General features: G+C 60.2%; 14 protein-coding genes. 4 read left to right on the forward strand and 10 right to left on the reverse strand.

Annotated features, from left to right (window positions below; genetic code table 11):
• Positions 1-17 precede the first annotated feature (17 nt).
• From ACYG9R_RS28895 to ACYG9R_RS28905, 3 genes are all read right to left on the reverse strand, one after another.
• Complete coding sequence (locus ACYG9R_RS28895; protein WP_023823233.1) at positions 18-923, reverse strand: SMP-30/gluconolactonase/LRE family protein; 906 nt, start codon at positions 921-923, stop codon at positions 18-20.
• Between the two features lie 647 nt (positions 924-1,570).
• Entirely contained in the window at positions 1,571-1,975 is a 405-nt protein-coding gene (locus ACYG9R_RS28900) for an MAPEG family protein (protein WP_023682292.1), read from the reverse strand.
• Positions 1,976-2,170: 195 nt separating this feature from the next.
• Entirely contained in the window at positions 2,171-3,103 is a 933-nt protein-coding gene (locus tag ACYG9R_RS28905) for a LysR family transcriptional regulator (RefSeq protein ID WP_023689456.1), read from the reverse strand.
• 92 nt (positions 3,104-3,195) lie between these two features.
• Here ACYG9R_RS28905 and ACYG9R_RS28910 point away from each other — a divergent pair, with 92 nt between their 5' ends.
• A complete protein-coding gene (locus ACYG9R_RS28910; protein WP_023823234.1) occupies positions 3,196-4,209 on the forward strand; it encodes an NADP-dependent oxidoreductase in 1,014 nt (337 codons plus the stop codon).
• Positions 4,210-4,274: 65 nt separating this feature from the next.
• Here ACYG9R_RS28910 and ACYG9R_RS28915 read toward each other — a convergent pair whose 3' ends face one another.
• From ACYG9R_RS28915 to ACYG9R_RS28930, 4 genes are all read right to left on the reverse strand, one after another.
• Complete coding sequence (locus ACYG9R_RS28915; RefSeq protein WP_023682294.1) at positions 4,275-4,910, reverse strand: SGNH/GDSL hydrolase family protein; 636 nt, start codon at positions 4,908-4,910, stop codon at positions 4,275-4,277.
• A 130-nt stretch (positions 4,911-5,040) separates the two neighbouring features.
• On the reverse strand, positions 5,041-5,898 hold the full coding sequence (locus ACYG9R_RS28920) for an alpha/beta fold hydrolase (protein WP_023823235.1): 858 nt from the start codon (positions 5,896-5,898) through the stop codon (positions 5,041-5,043).
• 231 nt (positions 5,899-6,129) lie between these two features.
• Complete coding sequence (locus ACYG9R_RS28925; RefSeq protein ID WP_245260008.1) at positions 6,130-6,756, reverse strand: MraY family glycosyltransferase; 627 nt, start codon at positions 6,754-6,756, stop codon at positions 6,130-6,132.
• A 158-nt stretch (positions 6,757-6,914) separates the two neighbouring features.
• Entirely contained in the window at positions 6,915-7,928 is a 1,014-nt protein-coding gene (locus ACYG9R_RS28930) for an NAD-dependent epimerase/dehydratase family protein (protein WP_196813567.1), read from the reverse strand.
• A 358-nt stretch (positions 7,929-8,286) separates the two neighbouring features.
• Between ACYG9R_RS28930 and ACYG9R_RS28935 the strand changes: the two genes are divergently transcribed.
• On the forward strand, positions 8,287-10,302 hold the full coding sequence (locus tag ACYG9R_RS28935; protein ID WP_023823236.1) for an acyltransferase family protein: 2,016 nt from the start codon (positions 8,287-8,289) through the stop codon (positions 10,300-10,302).
• A 5-nt stretch (positions 10,303-10,307) separates the two neighbouring features.
• On the forward strand, positions 10,308-12,383 hold the full coding sequence (locus ACYG9R_RS28940) for an acyltransferase family protein (RefSeq protein ID WP_081726789.1): 2,076 nt from the start codon (positions 10,308-10,310) through the stop codon (positions 12,381-12,383).
• Here ACYG9R_RS28940 and ACYG9R_RS28945 read toward each other — a convergent pair.
• The 3 genes from ACYG9R_RS28945 to ACYG9R_RS28955 all read right to left on the reverse strand — a co-directional run bounded on the left by ACYG9R_RS28945 (position 12,313) and on the right by ACYG9R_RS28955 (position 16,625).
• A complete protein-coding gene (locus tag ACYG9R_RS28945) occupies positions 12,313-14,337 on the reverse strand; it encodes a hypothetical protein (RefSeq protein WP_155923178.1) in 2,025 nt (674 codons plus the stop codon). The genes ACYG9R_RS28940 and ACYG9R_RS28945 overlap by 71 nt on opposite strands.
• The gene (locus ACYG9R_RS28950; RefSeq protein WP_081726790.1) at positions 14,338-15,600 is read right to left on the reverse strand and encodes a glycosyltransferase; all 1,263 of its coding nucleotides are present in this window, start codon (positions 15,598-15,600) and stop codon (positions 14,338-14,340) included.
• A gap of 119 nt (positions 15,601-15,719) precedes the next feature.
• A complete protein-coding gene (locus ACYG9R_RS28955) occupies positions 15,720-16,625 on the reverse strand; it encodes a hypothetical protein (protein WP_023823239.1) in 906 nt (301 codons plus the stop codon).
• A gap of 141 nt (positions 16,626-16,766) precedes the next feature.
• Between ACYG9R_RS28955 and ACYG9R_RS28960 the strand changes: the two genes are divergently transcribed.
• Positions 16,767-18,575 carry an ABC transporter ATP-binding protein gene (locus ACYG9R_RS28960; protein WP_245260009.1) on the forward strand — a complete coding sequence of 603 codons (1,809 nt, stop codon included), beginning with the start codon at positions 16,767-16,769 and terminating at the stop codon, positions 18,573-18,575.
• Positions 18,576-18,602 lie beyond the last annotated feature (27 nt).

An 18,602-nucleotide genomic window follows, 5' to 3' on the forward strand; every position in this document is an offset into this window, starting at 1 on the left:
GACAGTCGAGGAGCTACTCACGGTTTCTTACCGTCTATGCGACCGTGGTGCGTCGGTCCACCGCCTCCCGGAACACGCACGCGGGAGAGTGTTCCCTCAAAGGATGGATCGCTGCCGGTCGCCAGCACGCCGGCATTTGTCACCCAAAGCGTCTCGCCCAAGAAGACGCAGTTGGTCGTTGCCTTGCCGCAGACGAAGAAACCTTCCGCTGTTCCGTCCGGCCTGAGCACATGAATGCCGTTGGCGGCAATATCCGTGACATAAAGGCGGCCATCGGCTCCGACCTTCAGCCCGTCCGGGATCGGATTGGGCCCAGGCAAGCGGCCCAGGTCTTCGACGGAACCATCCGGACGCTGCCGCTTGACGCGCCCCGTATAGGACTCCCCCCAAATGATTGAGCCGTCGGCTTCGATCGCCACACCATTGGGGAAGGTCGGCTTGTCGAACCCGAGAGCAAGGTACGCACTGCCGTCGGGGTTGACGGCAAAGATGTAGCTTGGGTCCGGATTCCCCGGGTTGTATGTGCCGGGATCGCTGAAGATGAGCCGGCCGTCAGCAGCAAATACAAGATCGTTTGGCCCATTGAGCCGAATGCCCGCGACTTCGCTCAGCAGGATTTCCGGCTTTCCGCCTTCGGCAACCCGCTGGATCGATGGCGTCGTCATGTCCGCGGCCCGCCAAGGTCCGGTCGTGCCGCCGTTCTGGCAGACATAGAGCAGGTCATCCGATCCGAGAACGCAGGCGTTGGGCGCTCCGGCAACATAGGCGAACTGGCGAGCACTTCCGCCGCTATCTATGGCCGTCAGCTGGCTGCGATAGCTTTCGACGACGACAATTCGGCCATCGGGCAGCACCGTCGGGCCCTCGGGCCAGCCAAGGCCGGTCGCGACAACCTCGACGGCCAGCTTTTCAACCTCGTTCATCGTGCGACCCCCAGAACGGCAGCCTATCAAGATTTGTCGGGTATAATCCAGCCTGGCGGTCTCCGGACCCGGCGACTCAAAGATAGCTAGGCTGACGTGCGCGTTGCTGGGCCCCCTAGGCCGGCCCCCCACCCCGGCGCCGGTGAACCCCGACGGGCGGAGGCCTATGGCTACAAGCGCGAGCCGATCGGTGTCTACATAGCTCGGTAGCACTGGCTTGCTCCTCCAGGTTGCGTGGCAGGATTAGGTGCTGCTGAGGCCAGCGTGCAAGGAACAAGTGCAGGTGGAGAAGGTTGAATCTCAGTTCCTCTCCCTCTACCACTCACAAAGTCCAACAATTCTCTGCTCCGCTGCCAGGCGCTCTGGAGCCCGAGCGTTTGCAGGGCGTGCGTGTGGCCAAAAGCTGGGGAGCGCCGCAGCGCCCAGGCGTGCAAATTGCTCTCTGAACGCCGATCCTTCTCCGAAGCTGGGGAGTAGCCCCAAAATCCAACAGCAATATCATGCCTCAACGGCGGTTTTGCCACTGCCAGTTTTGCGGTTCGCTCGCCTGTCAAAAGGGACAGTCTTTCGGGTCACGATCCGGAGTGGGTTTGCCAAGGCTCCCGGAATCGAGGTGGCCCACTTTTGCGTCGGGGCTCCGCCACTCTTCAGATCAACAGCAACCAGCACCAATACGCACCAATCACCATTTGCACAGCGAACGCGGTGAACCTGAGACTGACCGCGAGTTGGCTGGTTGAGACGAGGTGGATCACCGACTGCACTATACGTGCGCCTAACATCGTGGAGGCCAAGGGATCCGTGACATCTGTCTTTGAAATGATGATCGCGACTCCGAGCAGACCTCCGAAGATTGGAAGCCCTTCAATGCAGTTGGCGTGGGCACGGGCTAACCTCCGCATAAACGGGGAGAGGGCTCCGTTATCTGGCGTAAAGCCGTTTGCCGGGACTTGCCCAGAGATCACCAGGTAGCTCCGGATAACTTCCATCACGATCAGCAGGGCCAGCGCCCACGAGATGAAGCCAGTCAATGCGTAAGCACTCGCCGACATGTGCCCTCCCCGTTGCTAGCACTCTAGGTCGTTGTAGCCGATCAACTAGTCTAATGCTATTCGACGAGGAGGGGCGGCCTGTAGTGGGGCCGAAACGGAATAGCAGCTTTTGGACGTTGTGCCCGGAATAGCTGCCGTTCAGCCAATCAGCAGTGATTGACCGCTTTCGCCCTTTAGCGACCCTTCCGCGCCAGATCAGTCGATGCTTGAAGCTGCCATTCGCAGAGTGAAAGCCGCGTCGAGCATGGTCAGAAAGGCGCGCACGGCGGGGTTGGCGCGTCGGCTTGCCGGCCAGAGCACGGTGACATTGTTTCGCTCGACCGCGAACGTGGACAGCACTGGGACCAGTTCGCCGCGCTTCACATAGGGAGCCGCCATGAAGGAGGCGCCTATGCCTATCCCACCGCCGGCTGCCAGCATGATGAGCACGGCATCGCTGGCATCGGCGACCACACCGGAATTGGGCACGATCTCGATTTCACGGTCGCCAATCCGGAAGGGCCAGCGAAAGGCCTGGCCTGTGCTCTGATACCGAAGGTTGACGGTGTCGTGCCCTTCCAGGTGATCGGGATGGGTCGGTGTGCCGCGTTCCTCGAGATAGGCTGGCGAGGCGAAGCAGCAAAGGCGATGGGGTGCGAGCTTGCGTGATAGTAGCCGGGTGTCAGCCAGATCACCGATGCGTATGGCGACATCGATCCCTTCCTCGATCATGTCCACCATCTGGTCACCCAGCCTGAGATCGACGATCAGGTTCGGATGGAGCCGACGGAAAGCCGGTAAAGCCGGAGCGATCAGATGCAGTCCGATCGGCAGCGACGCGGCCACGCGCAACGTGCCCGATGGTTCGGAGCGCGCGGTCATTGCCGCCTGCTCTATTTCCTCCGCCTCGCGTAGCAGACGCAGCGCGCGCTCATGCAGGTCGCGCCCTTCGGGCGTGAAGGTGAGCGAGCGCGTTGTACGGGTAAACAGCGACACTCCTAAATGCCGCTCGAGCCGCTGGACGCTCTTGCTGACCGCCGACGGGGAAATCGACAGCGCGCGCGCCGCTGCCGTGTAGCTGCCCAGCGATCCCGCACGCGCGAAGGCGATGATGCCAGTGAGCCGATCCAAAGTGATATGTTCCGCCATGGCATTACTTAACCGCCATCGGCACCGATTATCAACCGGCGGTCATGCCGCTACATTCGCTCCAATGACATGGATGAGCGGAGATTTCACCAATGAGCGATAAGATGAAGGGAGTCCGTCTGCACGCATTCGGTGGTCCCGAGATGCTGGTGTACGAAGACGCGCCTAGGCCGGGTGTGAAGCCCGGCGAGGTGCTTGTCCGAGTCCAGGCGGCCGGGCTTAATCCGCCCGACTGGTATCTGCGGGATGGCTATCGCGCACTGCCGCCAGAATGGCGACCCAACGCGTCCTTCCCACTGATTCTCGGCACGGACGTGTCGGGCGTCATTGAAGCGGTTGGCGCTGACGTCGCTGAGTTCAGCATCGGTGACGAGGTCTACGCAATGGTTCGCTTCCCCGATAACTTGATGACGGGTAGCAATGCCTACGCGCATTATGTCAGTGTGCCGGCATCGCATGTTGCGTTGAAACCAGCCGGCATCGACCATATTCATGCGGCTGGTGCGCCGATGTCGCTTCTGACGGCATGGCAGTTCTTGATCGAACTTGGCCACGACGAGCCGAATCCGTTCCAGCCCTTACCGCATGAGCCGGTGCCCCTCGACGGCAAGACGGTGCTCATCAATGGTGCCGGAGGCGGTGTCGGGCATCTGGCCGTCCAGTTGGCGAAATGGCGGGGCGCGCGCGTCATCGCGGTGACATCGGCCAAGAACGAGGCGCTGATGCGCGATCTCGGCGTGGATCAATTCATCGACTACAAGACAACCGCGGCGGAAGATGTCGTCCGAGACGTCGACCTTGTCCTCGACGCGGTGGGCGGCGCGGGCATGGAGCGCTTCTTCCATGTTCTGAAGCCGGGCGGCGCGCTGTTCCTGGTCAACCCACTGGGCTTCGCTGGTCACGAAGAGACAGAGAGGCTGGGGATCACGGTCTCATCCACACAGGTTCGATCCAATGGCGCGCAGTTGGCAAAAGCCGCCCGCCTGCTCGACGACGGCCTTGTGCGTGTCGTCATCGACAGCACATTCCCGCTGGCCGAGGCATCGCGCGCACATGAGCGCGCCGCCGACGGCAGTATTCAAGGCAAGATCGTGCTGGCCGTCTGAATTGTTGCTTTCAGTCCGACCGACCGACCATCGGGAGTGCAGACGATCGGGCGGGATTACGCCGTTTAGCCGACGAAGACCACCGACCGACGTCCGGCTGAATCGTGCTCGACTACAAGTGCCGCGATGGCTGCCGCGATCTTCGCGCCGCCTTGCACTGACGGTTCGATAGGATTGGCGAAGTCCGCGTCCTCATTCGATACCAAGCGCAGGTCGACGAGCGGCAAACCGCGCGAGAACGCCGCCCGGGTGATGACGTCGTTGAGGACCGTCAGGGCAGTTGCGGCAAGTCTACGACGCTGTGGGTCGGGAAAGCGCGCCTCGTAGATCGTGCAGACAGCGGTGGGTAGGTTTTGGCCCAGCGCCCCCTCGAGCATCGTACAGTAGTCGTGCTCGAATTCCTCCCGGATATCGCTGATCCTGTCCAGAACCTCGGCCACCGAACAGGCCCCCTGCTCCAGAATCCCTGCATGACGAAGAGCATCATTGCCACCGACGCTGACGACAAGATGGCTAGCATCCTGGGGGAGCCGTTCAAGCTGCCGCTCGACGCCGCTTGTGACGGCGCCGTCGACGGCGTTTAGCGTTGCACGCCACCCCTCCGGCAACCGCTCCCGCAGCTGCCGCACTACGTCGGGCCCGTGCGCGACATAGGCAGCGTTGTCAAAGATCGAATCCCCGAGAAGGACGACGTGTGGCATCGGATGCTCCGTTGAGGCCTCTGCCAATGCTGCATCAGCAGAGGAGGTAAGGTGGTGGGTTGTGACCGCGGCAGCGAGCACGGTCAGGAGATCACGGCGAGTCAGGCCACCTGCAGAACGGAACGGCATCTCAGCCGTCCAGGAACGCCAGAAGCGCGGCATTCACCGCGCTGGCCTCTTCGCGCTGTACCCAATGTGTCGCCTTCTCGAACGTCTGCAGGCCCCGATCGTTGCAAAGGGCCAGACTGCGCTCGGCCAGGCCATATTCCAGAGCTTGGTCCTGCATCCCCCACATTACAAGGGTCGGCGTCGTGATCCGCTCCTTCAGGCTTGGGCGGAAGCGCAGCGCCCGATACCAGTTGAGCATGCCTGTCAGCGCCCCCGGCCGTTCCCAGGCCTGCCGATACTCTGCGATTTCCTCCGCCGTGAAGGCATCTGTTCGGCTGGATTTGATGAGCGCCCGTGCCAGCAGAGCCGAGCGCCCCGCCCCCAGAAAAGCCTCCGGCAGCAAGGGGAACTGGAAGAAGGCCGCATAGCTGCTCCGCAGGAACTGGGTCGGAGATCGCAAGGAATGGGCAAGCAGCACCTCGGGATGGGGCGCGTTCAGGATGACGAGCCTTTCCAGGCGGTGCGGCAGCTTTGCGCCTGCGGCCCAGGCGACGATACCGCCCCAGTCATGACCGACGAGGTGAAACCTTCCGATGCCGAGCGCGTCGGCGATGGCAACGACATCGCCGACGAGCTTGGGGAGCGTGTATTCACGGATGGCTTTCGGCTTGTCACTGGTGTTGTAGCCCCTCTGGTCGGGAACGATGACCCGGAATCCGGCGGAAGCGAGCGCATCGATCTGCCGTCTCCAGCCGATCCAGAAGTCGGGAAAGCCGTGCAGGAGCATGACCGGCCTGCCTTCGGCAGGCCCAACCTGGACGACGTGAAGCCCAATGCTCCCGGTGTTGACAAACCGATGTTCAGGCGCGTGTGAGACCATCGCTGGCAACGCGGTTGTCGCCAAAGCGATCCAGCGCACATATTTTTAAATCAACGCGCGCTACCCCGACAAGATGCAAAGCTCTGCCGTTTCATCTTCCGCCAGATGGGTCATAGCAACCCAAGAACAAGTTGGGGCCGCGAGCGGACTGTCAGCTTTTAGGCTGAAGTCACGGCAAGCCGACACGCCGCTGGCGTGTGTCCGAAGCTTCGACCCAACGCCTTCAAGTGCCTATGTGTTTGCCCAGACCGAGAACATAAGCCCGATCGTCAGTGCCGTCGCTGCATATAGGGCGGGCAAAACCCGGCGGTTCACGCCCAGGCGGAGCAAGGTGTGACCAAGATGATCTGTGCCGCCGATCCAAGGTTTTCGCCCCTGCAGCAAGCGGCGACTGATTACGAAGACGGCGTCAATCAGCGGTACGGCAATCCACGCCAGGGAAGCGTCAAACCCTCTTTGCGACGCGAGTAGCACGATTGCCGCTCCGAGGAGAAGGCTGCCGCTATCGCCCATGAAAACGCGTGCCGGCGGATAGTTGAAGAATAGAAATCCCAGGCATGCTCCGACGCCCGCCATACCGAGAGCGCCGCCCAGCCCGAGGAAGGCGGCCGCGATTGCGCTCGCGGCAAGACCATCGGCATGGTCAAGCATATTGACGGCGTTGCAAGCGATCCAAATGATGATCGGAACCCACCACAGATGCGTAATGATACCGGCCAAAACAGCTGCGGCGGCCAACGCTGCTGCCTTGGCACCGGCAGAAAGAGATCGGAGGTCATCGAGCGCCCCGATCAAACAGAAGGCTGATAGCAGGAGAGTATGTTCAACGGGGAGCCATGGTGACATCGCGATCAGCATGGCGGGCCCCGCGAGCCGGGGAACCTCGCCTGATGTGTGCCACCGATCTTTCGTGACCTTGGAGACGGCTCCGATACGCCGCGCAAGACGCGCAAACAGCCAGACGCCGGGAACCGCGATGAGCAGGGCCCCGATGAACGAGACCAAGGAGCCAGACGTCAAGCAACCACTCGTTCGGTACGCATGTGCTCTATGCAGTCGAGGACCATCTGCCTCGTGCTTCGCACGGGTCGCCATCCGGTCATGGTTGTTAACAGGCTTGTGTCAGGTACTCGGTCGTATGTTACGGCGAACCGATCACCAAACACCGTGCTGGATGGTTTCATGATAATGGGCGCGGTCGTCGCGGTGGCCTCAATCACCATTCTTGCAAGATTTCCAATCTGAATCGCTTCGCTTCCGCCCAAGTTGACTGGCCGGCCACGCAATGACGGGCACTGCATTGCCAGCAGCAGACCTTCGGCGGCGTCGGCAACGTGCAGGAACGCCCGCCTTTGCTCTCCATCGTCATGGACTACGAGTGGTTCACCACGCAGCGCTGCATCGACGAACACCGGCAGGACGAGGCCGGTCGCCGAGCGCTGGCGCGGTCCGGCCATGTTGAATGGTCGAACGATCCAGGTCGGGATTCCGAATTCAAAAAACAGTCCCGCCACTAAATGTTCGATCGCGGCCTTGGCAGCTGCGTAGCCCCATCTCGGTCGCAGGTCCGTCGTCACCGGATCGGATTCCGTGATTGGCCTGTCCCGGCCGGAGCCGTAGACTTCTGAACTCGACGTGTAAAGCAGCGGACGTCGGTGTACTCTGCACGCCTCCACGATCGCACAGCCTGATTCGAGAATGCGGCTGGTGACGGCAAAACGCTCCATGTGGGCAAGCTGAACGCCGATCGGACTCGCCAGGTGGAAGACTGCATCGGCCAACCCGACCTCATTGTGGACCGCCGCGCCGTATGCCGGATCGCCAACTCTGAAAGTGCGGATCGTCAGCCGGGAATTGCCGGTGGGCAGATTGGGCAGCAGCCCGTTCGAGAGATCGTCGATGACGGTTACGGTGCAATGGCGGGCGAGCAAAAGATCGACAAGCGCCGACCCTACGAAGCCTGCTCCGCCAGTAACCAGCACATGTGTGTGCTGGCCAAATTCGACCAAGTCCGCGCTATGGTTGTCCAAGGTTGCCACGTCCTCCCACGGGAGCGTCATCTATACAGTCGAGGATGGGGCAAACAACCACTTTCATATCAAGGCTGGCTAGTTTTCGTCGCCCTCGATATCATCAGCGAACAAACACCCACCCGAAATCCTGCCAGTTCTCCGTCCTTTGGTCACCAGACCATAGCTGATTCTGGCACATTCCCCACCAATGTGGAGATTTCCGTCGTTCTGGCCGAAACAAATTGTGGGGGTATCTCCACGTTTCTCGCAATGCAACTTGCACCTCCAACAGCGAGTGCCGCCACTGCATAACTCAGGCCATCGACTGATATCGCGCAATTAGGCTAAGAGGCCGAGGGACTGTTCGGGGGGAGCTTTGAAGTCCGACTATCGCCCAGATATTGACGGGTTGCGCGCTATCGCAGTGGTCGCAGTGGTTTTTTTCCATTTTGACGTGCCCGGTTTTCGGGGCGGCTTTGCTGGCGTTGATGTCTTCCTTGTTATCTCCGGTTACCTGATCACGCGCCTTTTAATGGCTGAAGGCGGCGGACTGTCCCTTGTGGAATTCTACGGCAGACGCATGCGTCGAATATTGCCGGCGATGCTGGTGATGATCTGCTTCTCACTCGTTGCCGGCTGGTTTCTGTTGCTGCCGGGCGACTATGAAGGTCTGGGACGCAGTGCGGCATATTCCACGTTCGGATTGGGAAACTATTATTTCCTTTGGAATACCGGCTATTTCGATCGCGAGGCGGCGCTGCTGCCGCTGCTTCATCTCTGGTCGCTCGGCGTCGAAGAGCAGTTCTATCTCGTATGGCCGCTGTTGCTTCTGGTTGCCAACCGGCTGTCACGCGGCCGCCAGCTCCCCGTTGTCGCGCTGATCTGCATTGTTGCGCTGGTCAGCTTCTCGATCGCCCTCAATCTGGTGGAGGCCGATCCGAAGCAGGCATTCTATGTTCCCTTCAGCCGAGCCTGGGAGTTGACTATCGGCGGCCTGCTCGTCTTTGCGCCACCGAAAGGCCGCGGGCGTACGTCCAAATGGTTTGAGCTGAGCGGCCTTGGTCTTGTAGTCGCAAGCATCCTTTTTCTCTCGCCGAGCCAACCGTTTCCAGGCGTTTTCGCGCTCGGTCCTGTGATCGGGGCTGCTCTGGTCGTCTGGCCGCGGTCGCAGTCGACGATTTCGGCCGTGCTTGCGAGCGCGCCGTTGCGATCGACGGGCAGAATCTCCTACAGCCTGTATCTCTGGCATTGGCCGATCCTCGTGTTCTTCCGCCATTATATTGGCACCGCAATGCCCTCGGCGGTTGAATCGTGCGTGCTTGTAGCGGTTGCCTGGCTGGTGGCGTATCTGTCCTGGCGGTTCATCGAGGAACCCGTTCGCCGCCTGCGGGCGCCGCCATCCAGCGTGCTTCTCGCTGGTGCCGCCGCGGTGGCAATGGTTTGCCTGAGTGCCAATGCCGTGTTCGAAGCCCGTGGTTTCACCAGCAGGATCTCGAAGCAAGTCGAGGCAATGCGCAGCCTCGATGTGATGTGGGACTGGTCATGCCCGCAGATGGTCAGCATCGCTGAGTTGGGCAGTACCTTTTGCGCGTTCGGTGCGCCTTGGGACAAAGCGGCGCGCCACGCCGTGCTCTGGGGCGACAGCCATGCCGAGCATCTTGCGCCGCTGCTAGACAGCGCAGGTAAAAGAGAAAACACGGCTTTCTTTCTTTACCGCGCCTGTCCGGCCGCCTTTGGAGAAGGTGTCCACCGCGACTTTCCGGATTTGGCCGGATATCGGGAAAGCTGCTCATCGTCGCGAAAGGCCGCGGTCGCCATGCTGAAACAACGCAATGACATCTACCTCGTGGTGCTCTCCGCAGCCTGGACAAGCCTTGCCGACACCAATGTCCTTGCTGACAATGGTGAGAGGCAGACCAGCAAAGTCCTGTTGTTGCGCGATGGCCTGCGTAGCCTCATCCAGGAAGTCGAAAGGGCGGATCGGCGCGTCGCAATCATTGGCCAAGTGCCTGGTCCCGGCCTGGACCTGACTTCATGCGCAGCGATGCTCGAAAGCGGTATGCTAAGGCGTTGTTCGACCGAGATGAATAGCGAGCAAGTCTTCCGGATCTGGTCGCCTATGGTGTCCGCGCTCGCATCGCTCGTTCATGACAATAACGTCGTCTTCGTCGATCCGCTCAAAGGGATGTGTCCAGACAGACACTGCGCAACCTACGTCAATGGCGAGTTCATCTACCGAGATGGTTCGCATATACGCAGAAACCTGAAGCCCGAGACAGACGAAGCCGTCGCGCGAATGATGGGTCTCTATCCGGCCCTGAAAGGCCAGGAGCAAAACCGATTGTCGGCCGCCAACACCACGCCGTCTCAAACGGCTGGCAAGAGCAATTGAACGGGATGCGAAGCGGCCAGGCTCCGCTCTCGACCACGGCTGGAATGGCCTGTTCGGAAGACAGCCGCGCGTTGCGGGTTGGAGGACAGTTCGGCAGCCCGTCATGTGCGGCAGCGGCTGGGGACGGTCACCGCACGGACATAGACGGGCTTAGAGCGGTCGCGGTGCTGGCTGTTTTGTTTTTCCACCTGAGATTCGCAGGTTTCTCCGGCGGCTTTGTCGGCGTCGATGTGTTTTTCGTAATCAGCGGCTTTTTGATCACCCGCATTGTGGCCACCGATGTGGAGGCAGGGCGTTTCAGTCTGGCGCATTTCTATTCGCGCCGGGCTCGCCGCCTGCTGCCGGCATTTTTCGCGACATTCTCCCTGTCATGCATCGCCGCGTTTCTTCTGCTTACGCCTCAACATCTGGAGACCTTCGCGAAATCGCTGATGGCATCGAGTTACGGCGTTTCGAACATCTTTTTCTGGCGCGAGTCCGGCTACTTTGATCTCGCCGCGCGGATGAAACCGCTCCTTCATACATGGTCACTCAGTGTGGAGTGGCAGTTTTATCTCGTCTGGCCGATGCTGCTTTCAGTTTTGCTTGCCGCATTCCCAGGACGAATGGTTTGGTCGATCATCACGATTGCCATTCTCAGTTTCTGGCTCATTGTCGCATTCCAGGACGGATCGTTTTGGCCGTTTGCGGGGACCCCGGCGGCGGACTGGATCGCCGACGGCCGTGCAACCGTGTTTTACAACACGCCATTTCGCGTGTTCGAGTTCGCCTGTGGCGCGGCGCTGGTCTGGCTTCCCAAGCCGCGACCTGTCCTTGTCCACGAGCTGCTCGCCTGGCTGGGCTTGGCCCTCATAGCGTTTGCAGTGTTCTCTTTCGACAGCCGTTCGGGCGCGCCCGCCTGGAACGTGCTTGCCCCTGCCACCGGCGCCGCGATGGTGTTGTCTGCGAACCGTTCGCGATTGGGAGGTTTCGCCTTGCGCAATCGCGCAGTCGGCTATCTTGGTCGCATCAGCTACTCGCTCTACCTCGTTCATTGGCCCCTGATCGTGTTTTGCGAATACGGTTTGCTTCGCCCCCTGCTTCCGACCGAAGCGCTCTTCGTCGGGCTTCTGGCCCTCGTCATGGCCATGTCGATGTTTCATTTCGTCGAGCAGCCTTTTCGCGCTGGCCATGGCTTGCTCCCCTCTTTTGGACTTGCCTTGACTGGCCTGCTCTCATGTTCCGTGGTCAGCTACGCGATGTCGGGCGGAATGCCGTGGCGTCTTCATTCCGTCGCGGGGAACGAACTTGCCAACAGCGCAGCCCTGAAGGCGATCACCGGCTCGTTGGCCTGCTTGGATTTCTGCGAGTTCGGCAACCTTCAAAGTCCAAAGAAGATACTCGTGGTCGGCGATTCGCACATCGACCAATACACGCGGGCGCTTCAAGAACTCGGCGGTCAAGAATTCCATTTCCTGCTGGCCGATGCCGGCAATTGCTATTTCGGAGCAGAGTTCCAGACCAGAACAAACGGCGCGGTCACGCGGCACTGCCGGAATGCTACCGACCAGGCGGCTCGCTGGTTGAAGGCCGGTGACATACTCGCCATTGTCCAAGCGCAGCGCTGGCCCGGATATCGCACTCTTCTCGAACGGAAAGTGGATGGTGCGCCTGTCGAGATGCCCGACCTGGCAAAACTGTATGCGACCATGCTTGGGGACTTAGCGAAACTCTATGCCGCTTTTCGCGGTCCGGTGATCCTGATCGGGCACACGCCGGACGCCAATGTGGTCTGCCATTTGAGACCGACTTACCTTTCCTTGCCCTGCCCGGTTCCCACCCGGGTGGAGAACGTCGCCTTCGACCAGGCATTCATGGTTTTCGCCAGCCATTCCAGCTTTCACCTGCTTGATCCCGGCGAAACCATCTGTTCGGCAAATGGCTGTGATGTGACGGACGGCGCAGGGCATAGCCTCTACCTGGATGAGAACCACTTCTCCATCTACGGGGCACGCCTTGTTGTTCCGAAAGTCATAGAGAGGCTTCGCGACGACTTATCCGTGGCGTCAAGGCAGACGTCGACACAATCGACCAAGCGATGATTGTGCCCAGGAGAGCAAGGCACAGCGCGCTGACTGAGAGCGGAACGGCGACTGCGTAGGTTCGTCCGTTTTGGCGAGGGTCGCTCGAATCCGTGGCCGAAAACAGCACCGCGTCCCGCCGGCGAAAAGTATATTCGCCCGGGCCAACAGCCGGCCATGCGTTCGGCGCCCATTCAACTTGGTGGAGCGGGGTCCCTTCTTCACGCAGGTCTGAAGCCTTCAACAGGGGATCGAGGACAAGGTTGTCAAATTGGAAAAGGCCAGGAAATTGCGAGCGTGGTAGCAGCGTCTCGTACCCGCCTCTTGCGGTAAACATGGTCTCGTTCTGCAGTCGTCCGGTAACAAGCGACGGTGTGATGAGCAATATCGCAATGCAGCCAGCCGCAAAGGCCATCACGCCTGCATTAGCTCCAAAAGCAAAGCTGCGATGCTCGCCTTTTTTTGCTGAGGAATGTGTTTCAGTAAATCCCCGCCGCTCGGCAAGCATCCCACCAATTCCTAGCGCGACCGGAAGAAAGAGAGAGGGCGTCAGCAAGAGGTCATGCGATGTCAGCATGACCCCCACGAGTGCGACACCAAGGGCCAGATCGCCGGCGCTGCGGACATACCAGAAAGCGGAAGCGACCAGGCCGATCGGGATCAACCAGCCGATGTGCCCAAAAGCAATTGCGAAAAGGACAAGGGTGTTGTGAGGCGCGAGAGCCTGCGCCACCTCAAGGCCGCGACCGAAGAAGCCGCCTTCTCTGTACGCGAGCAGGCCTCGCTCCAGAAAGAGTGCTCTTGCCGAGATCGAATTTCTCTTGCCCTCGTCCACGAGACGTTCGCCTAGCGCCTGGATCTTGGCAGCGTTTGTGGATTGGCCTGTCGCGGACGAAGGCAGGCCGCTGAACGGAGGCGCAGATGAGGCAGTGGCTCGCGCAGGATCGGCTTGCGGAGGGTCTGATCTGATCGAAGGTTCTGCCGTGGGCTGGTCAATCGTCGCAGCCGAACTTGATTCAGCCAGAGCTTGTTGAGACGACGGCGCAACCGGGTCTAAGGCGGACGACGCAACCTCATTATGTGACGAATCGACAGCATCCGCCGCCTCATCGAGCGCCTTTCCAACCGAGATCATCCCGGCGAAGGAGTTGCCGACGGAAACGCGAAAATAAACATTTGTGGCGAGCGCGACACCGATTGTCCCCAGCAGTATTAATGCGACGGCGAGCGGGCGACCCCAGCCCCTTGGATCGAGCCTTAAACGACGGTGACCCCGAAATTGCTGCCAAATATCAACGGCAAACGGCACCGCCACGGTGCCACAGGCTGCAAGAATGTTCGAGCGGGAAAGCGTGACGAGCAGAGCGGCGCTTACGAGAACAAGGAAAGTGGCACGCCATTTTGGCGCGACGGCGCGATAGCTCGCCGCGGCGCCAAGAAGCAGGCCGGCGGCTGCCACATTCGGATTGATCGCCAGGCCGGCGGCTCTGCCAAGCGTACTGGTGAAGCCGTTGGCAAAAAGAAGGTCGAGGAAGCAGACCACCGCATTGAGCGCCGTCACCGACGCACATAGACGCAGCACCATTGCGGGCGATGAGGCGAGCATGAGGACAATCGCCCCGCCGCCAAGGAAAAGGGTAATCAGGTAACACTTTGCGACGATGCCAAGTGGATGAAGCGCAACCGGGGCAACCGCCATCGCCCCGGCGATCGCGAGCAGGAGGATCGCGCCACGCACGTCCCGACGGATTGCAAGAACGGCAATCGAAACAATCAACACGCTGCCGTAGAGGGCATGGAAAACCAGTCTGGCGAACTCGTCCCGGCCCGTAAAGAACGGCAGAAAATAGGGCATGAACCACGACTGATAGATAACTATGGCAAATGCACACAGCCCGGCGACGACACATGGCAGGATGCTGCGCGGCGTAGACGCCGAATTCACCGGGCCTTGGAAGTGAGCAATCCCGCTCATTCACTTGCCCGCGAGGTAGAGGGTTTCATAAGCGTCCACCATAGCCCTTATGGAGTAGCGTTCGCGCATCGCCCGCTGACGAAATTTTCGGTCCACTGTCTGCTCGGGCAACCGCTCGAGAACGGCAAGCAGTCCGCGGGCCAGATCGGCAGGGTCACGAGGCTTCACCAGCACACAACCCGGCATCCCCGAAACTGCCTCCGGATTTCCACCGACATTGGTGGCCACCACTGGGAGGCCTGCGGTGAGTTTTTCCATCAGGGCGTTGCAAAAGCCTTCCTCGTGGGAGGCGATCACGCCGATGTCCATGCCGGCAAGCAGGCCTGGTACGTCGTCCTGAGCCCCGAGCAGCCGAACTGTCGATCCGACGCCAAGCCGCTGGGCTTGCTCTATCAGCGCCTGCCCAATACCTCGATCTTGTCCGGCGATGAACAACCTCAGCTCCGGCCGACTTTGGCTTGCGCTTGCGAAAGCGTCGATAAGATCTTTGTGTCCCTTATAGGGAATAAGATTGGCGACGATGACGACCCCGACATCGTCAGGTTCAAGACCAAGGCTGCGCCTGATCTCATCACGGCGATGGCTGATACCATCGAAACGGCTCAGATCGAGACCATTGGCAATCACGCGCACGCGGGCGAGATCATAGCCATCCCGGGCCGCCATGTCGGCCGCGACCGCATGCGAGTTAGCGACCACCACATGTGAAAACCGATTGGCGATTCGATCCATGCGCTTCAGCCGCGGCCATCGCTCCTGGTGGTTGCCGAGACCGCGCCTGGAGGTGATGACGAGTGGGGCCAGCGCAAACCGACCTGCCAACGCGCCCAGAAAGTTGGTCAATGGCAAAAAGGCGTGAACCACGCGTGGCCGGGTCAAAATGATGCGACCAACGAGCAAAGTGATCGCGGCGCCGAGCACCAGCATTGCCTTGACGCTCGGCCGCGTCTTGGGGGCAACGCTCGATTTTTCTTCCGCCCCCGCCGCTGTCAGTGATGCGGGCAAGGGATTGGGGCGATGAAGCCCGTAGGATATTCGGATACCGGCACGATTCAGCGTTTCCGCAAGAACACCGCCCGACGAGAGGGCAAAGACCTCGACCTGCCAGCCCCGCGCCTTCAACTCCTTGGCAAGCAGCACCAGTTGGCTTTCCGTGCCTCCGAGATCGAGCGTCCCGATAATGAAGAGCACGTTGCGACGGGTCCTTCTCAGGCGCGCGGTGGAAGGCGCGGCAACGCGCTGTCGGCTTTCAGCATTAGTCAACGCAAGGTCTTCTCGCAGCGTCGCTCACCCCTCCGTCTGTTCTCGCCCGTCCCGCTTCCACATAGCGTCCAGAGCCGGCAAGAAGAAGTCGTATTGCGCGTACAATCCACAAAAGGTCACTAGCCGGCAAGATCAGCTCCAGCCTGCCGCGCAGCAGACGGGCTGCGTCCTTCACGATGCCGCAGCATCATCCCGAACGTGGCAAGCACCATTCCGGTTGCCAGGAGGGCGAGTGGCGGTGCCCATTTGAGCCGCTCGAACTTTGCCTCGTATGCACGCACGCCGTCGAAGTCCTCTATGGTGCCAGCCGGTTGCCAAGCCCCACCATAAGCCGTCTTCAGCAGGGGCAACATCGGCGCGAATTGCGCGTAGTAGGTATCGATGATTGACGGCTCCCTCTGCACGTCCTCAAGCGAGCGAGGAACAAAGACGCCGTAGTCGGAATCCAGAATATTGCCGTTCGACACTACCACGGTGTGTTGGGGGACACTGTAGATCGTCGCCTCGATGCCTTGATCGGCAAGGATGGAATAGACGATTTTGGACACCTGGGAACAGAACCCATACCCCCGGGCAAGCCCTTTGCGGGGCGTTACAAACTCATAATTTTGCAGCGTTTCGCGATATTGCGGCCGGAAGCTGAGCATCCAGAGCAGGTAGTTGTCAAAAACGCTGATGCGCGTGTAGGACGTGTCGGTCGCCGCCCAGCTGTCGCCTACCGTCCAATAATGCACCATTCCACCCGCGACAGCCTTTGTCAGGCGCTCGAGATAGGCCTGCATGGGTTCGTCCGTAGCGCGGTAGAGGTCATCGACATCCACCACCTTCTGCTGGAATCCCAGCGGCCCTTCGGTTGCCTCGGCAGGTGGTGCCGGGTAAGCGCTGATCAATCCGAGCGGATAGGCCGAGACAAACAGCAGGAAAGCCGCCCCAACCCCTGCCGAGAAGAAGCCGAATGAGCACAGTAATGCAGCAGTTAAGCTTGGCCGCAACTTTTGATACCGAATCTCAAAGGCATCATTCATGGTCGAAGACTATCACCTCGTCGCGGCCGTGGCTTCTAGTCCATTGCGAGGAAATTTGTGGACGGACCACCTTCGGCGCTTCTGTGATAAATTGCCAGTCGACGTCGGTTGTGGCTTGTCGTGGCCCGCTGGACGTGTGCATTGGGCCCTCTGAATACGGACATCGATTTGGCGTTGAGCGGAAACCGAGACTCGGGCAGCACTTTCGACACAATGCGGCGCTTGTGGCGGCAGGTATCGCAGCGGCGGCAAAGGCAGTTTTTCGGCCTCCTTGTCCTGATGGTGTTCGGTGCTCTGGCGGAAGCGGCCACGCTTGGTGCCTTGCTGCCGTTTCTTGCGCGCATCGCCAATCCTGAGACGGTTGGCGGACAGTCGTTTCTGGCGCGTCAGCTTGCAGGCTTTCGGCTGACCGGCTCTTCTGACAGCCTGCTCGGGCTCACGGTTTTGTTTTCCGTAGTGGCCATCGTGGCCGGTGCCGTGCGTATACTCCTCACCTGGGCCACGAATTCATACGTCTTCTCGCTGGGACATGAGGTGGGCGTGACCGTCTATGACCGAGTGCTGCGCCAGCCCTACAACTACCACGTTTCGCGCAACTCCAGTTCGGTGTTGGCGGCGCTACGACAGGTACAAGCAATCACCGCTGGCGTGATGCTGCCACTGTTGCAATCAATCAGCGGCATAATCATCGGTGTCTTCGTCGTCGCAGCGCTTTTCATACTAAGTTCGATCATCACCTTCGTTATCTTCGCGGGCTTTGGTGCGGTGTATCTCGCCATGTCGCTTGTGATCCGAAAACACCTCAAGCAGAATGCGCGGATCATCGCTAGCGCGCAGGCCGAAGGCATTCGTTCTGTACAGGAGGGGCTGGGCGGTATCCGCGATGTCATTATCAACGACACACAGCCATATTTTCTTTCCCGCTACAGCGAACTCGACCTGCGCCTGCAACGCGCCAACGCAACGAACGCGCTTGCAGCCAGCGCTCCGCGTTTCGCGATTGAAGCCGCGGGTATGGTGATCATCGCGGCCCTCGCCTATTTCCTCATCATCCGATCCAACAATGCCGGCGAGGTACTGCCAATACTTGGAACATTCGTGCTGGGAGCCCAGCGTCTGCTGCCATCGATGCAGCTTGTATACGGCAATTGGGCGTTGATACTCAGCAATCTTGCCGGCGCCGAAGTTGTGCTCCAGGCGCTGGAAGCACCACTTGGCCCCGAATGGAACGAGCCTCCAGCCAGGCGCCTGCCATTCGAACAAGCGATCATACTCAAGGACGTGTCGTTTCGTTACGCCTCCGACCAGCCGCCGATACTCGAAGGCTTCAATCTCAAAATCCCGAAGGGGACCAAGGTCGGCTTCGTAGGCAAGACCGGCAGCGGCAAGAGCACGACGGTCGATCTGATCATGGGTTTGCTGGAACCGACCAGCGGAGCGATCGAGATCGACGGGCAGACGTTGGACGGCGCTACGCGACGTGCCTGGCAAAGACAGATCGCACATGTGCCACAAAGCATATTCCTGGCGGATGCGTCCATCGCAGACAATATCGCCTTCGGCATCGACCCTGCCAGGACCGACCACGAGCGCGTCCGCAGCGCGGCGCAGCAGGCCGCGTTGGCGGACTTCATAGAAAGCTTGCCGCAGGGCTACGAGACGCGTGTTGGCGAGCGCGGCGTCCGCCTGTCGGGAGGTCAACGCCAGCGAATAGGCATCGCGAGGGCTTTGTACAAACAGGCATCTGTGCTCGTCTTCGACGAGGCGACGAGCGCTCTCGACATGGAGACCGAGGCGGCAGTCATGGAGGCGATCCGAGAACTGCCCACCGATCTGACAATATTGATCATCGCACACCGTCTCACGACAGTTGAAAGTTGCGACGAGATCGTAACCCTTGAACACCGCCAGCCGCATATCTCGACGACAACCGGCGGACAGATCGCTTGAATGCATCGCGTGGACGGGTTCGGCAAC

The sequence above is a fragment of the Mesorhizobium sp. RSR565B genome, from assembly GCF_054719465.1.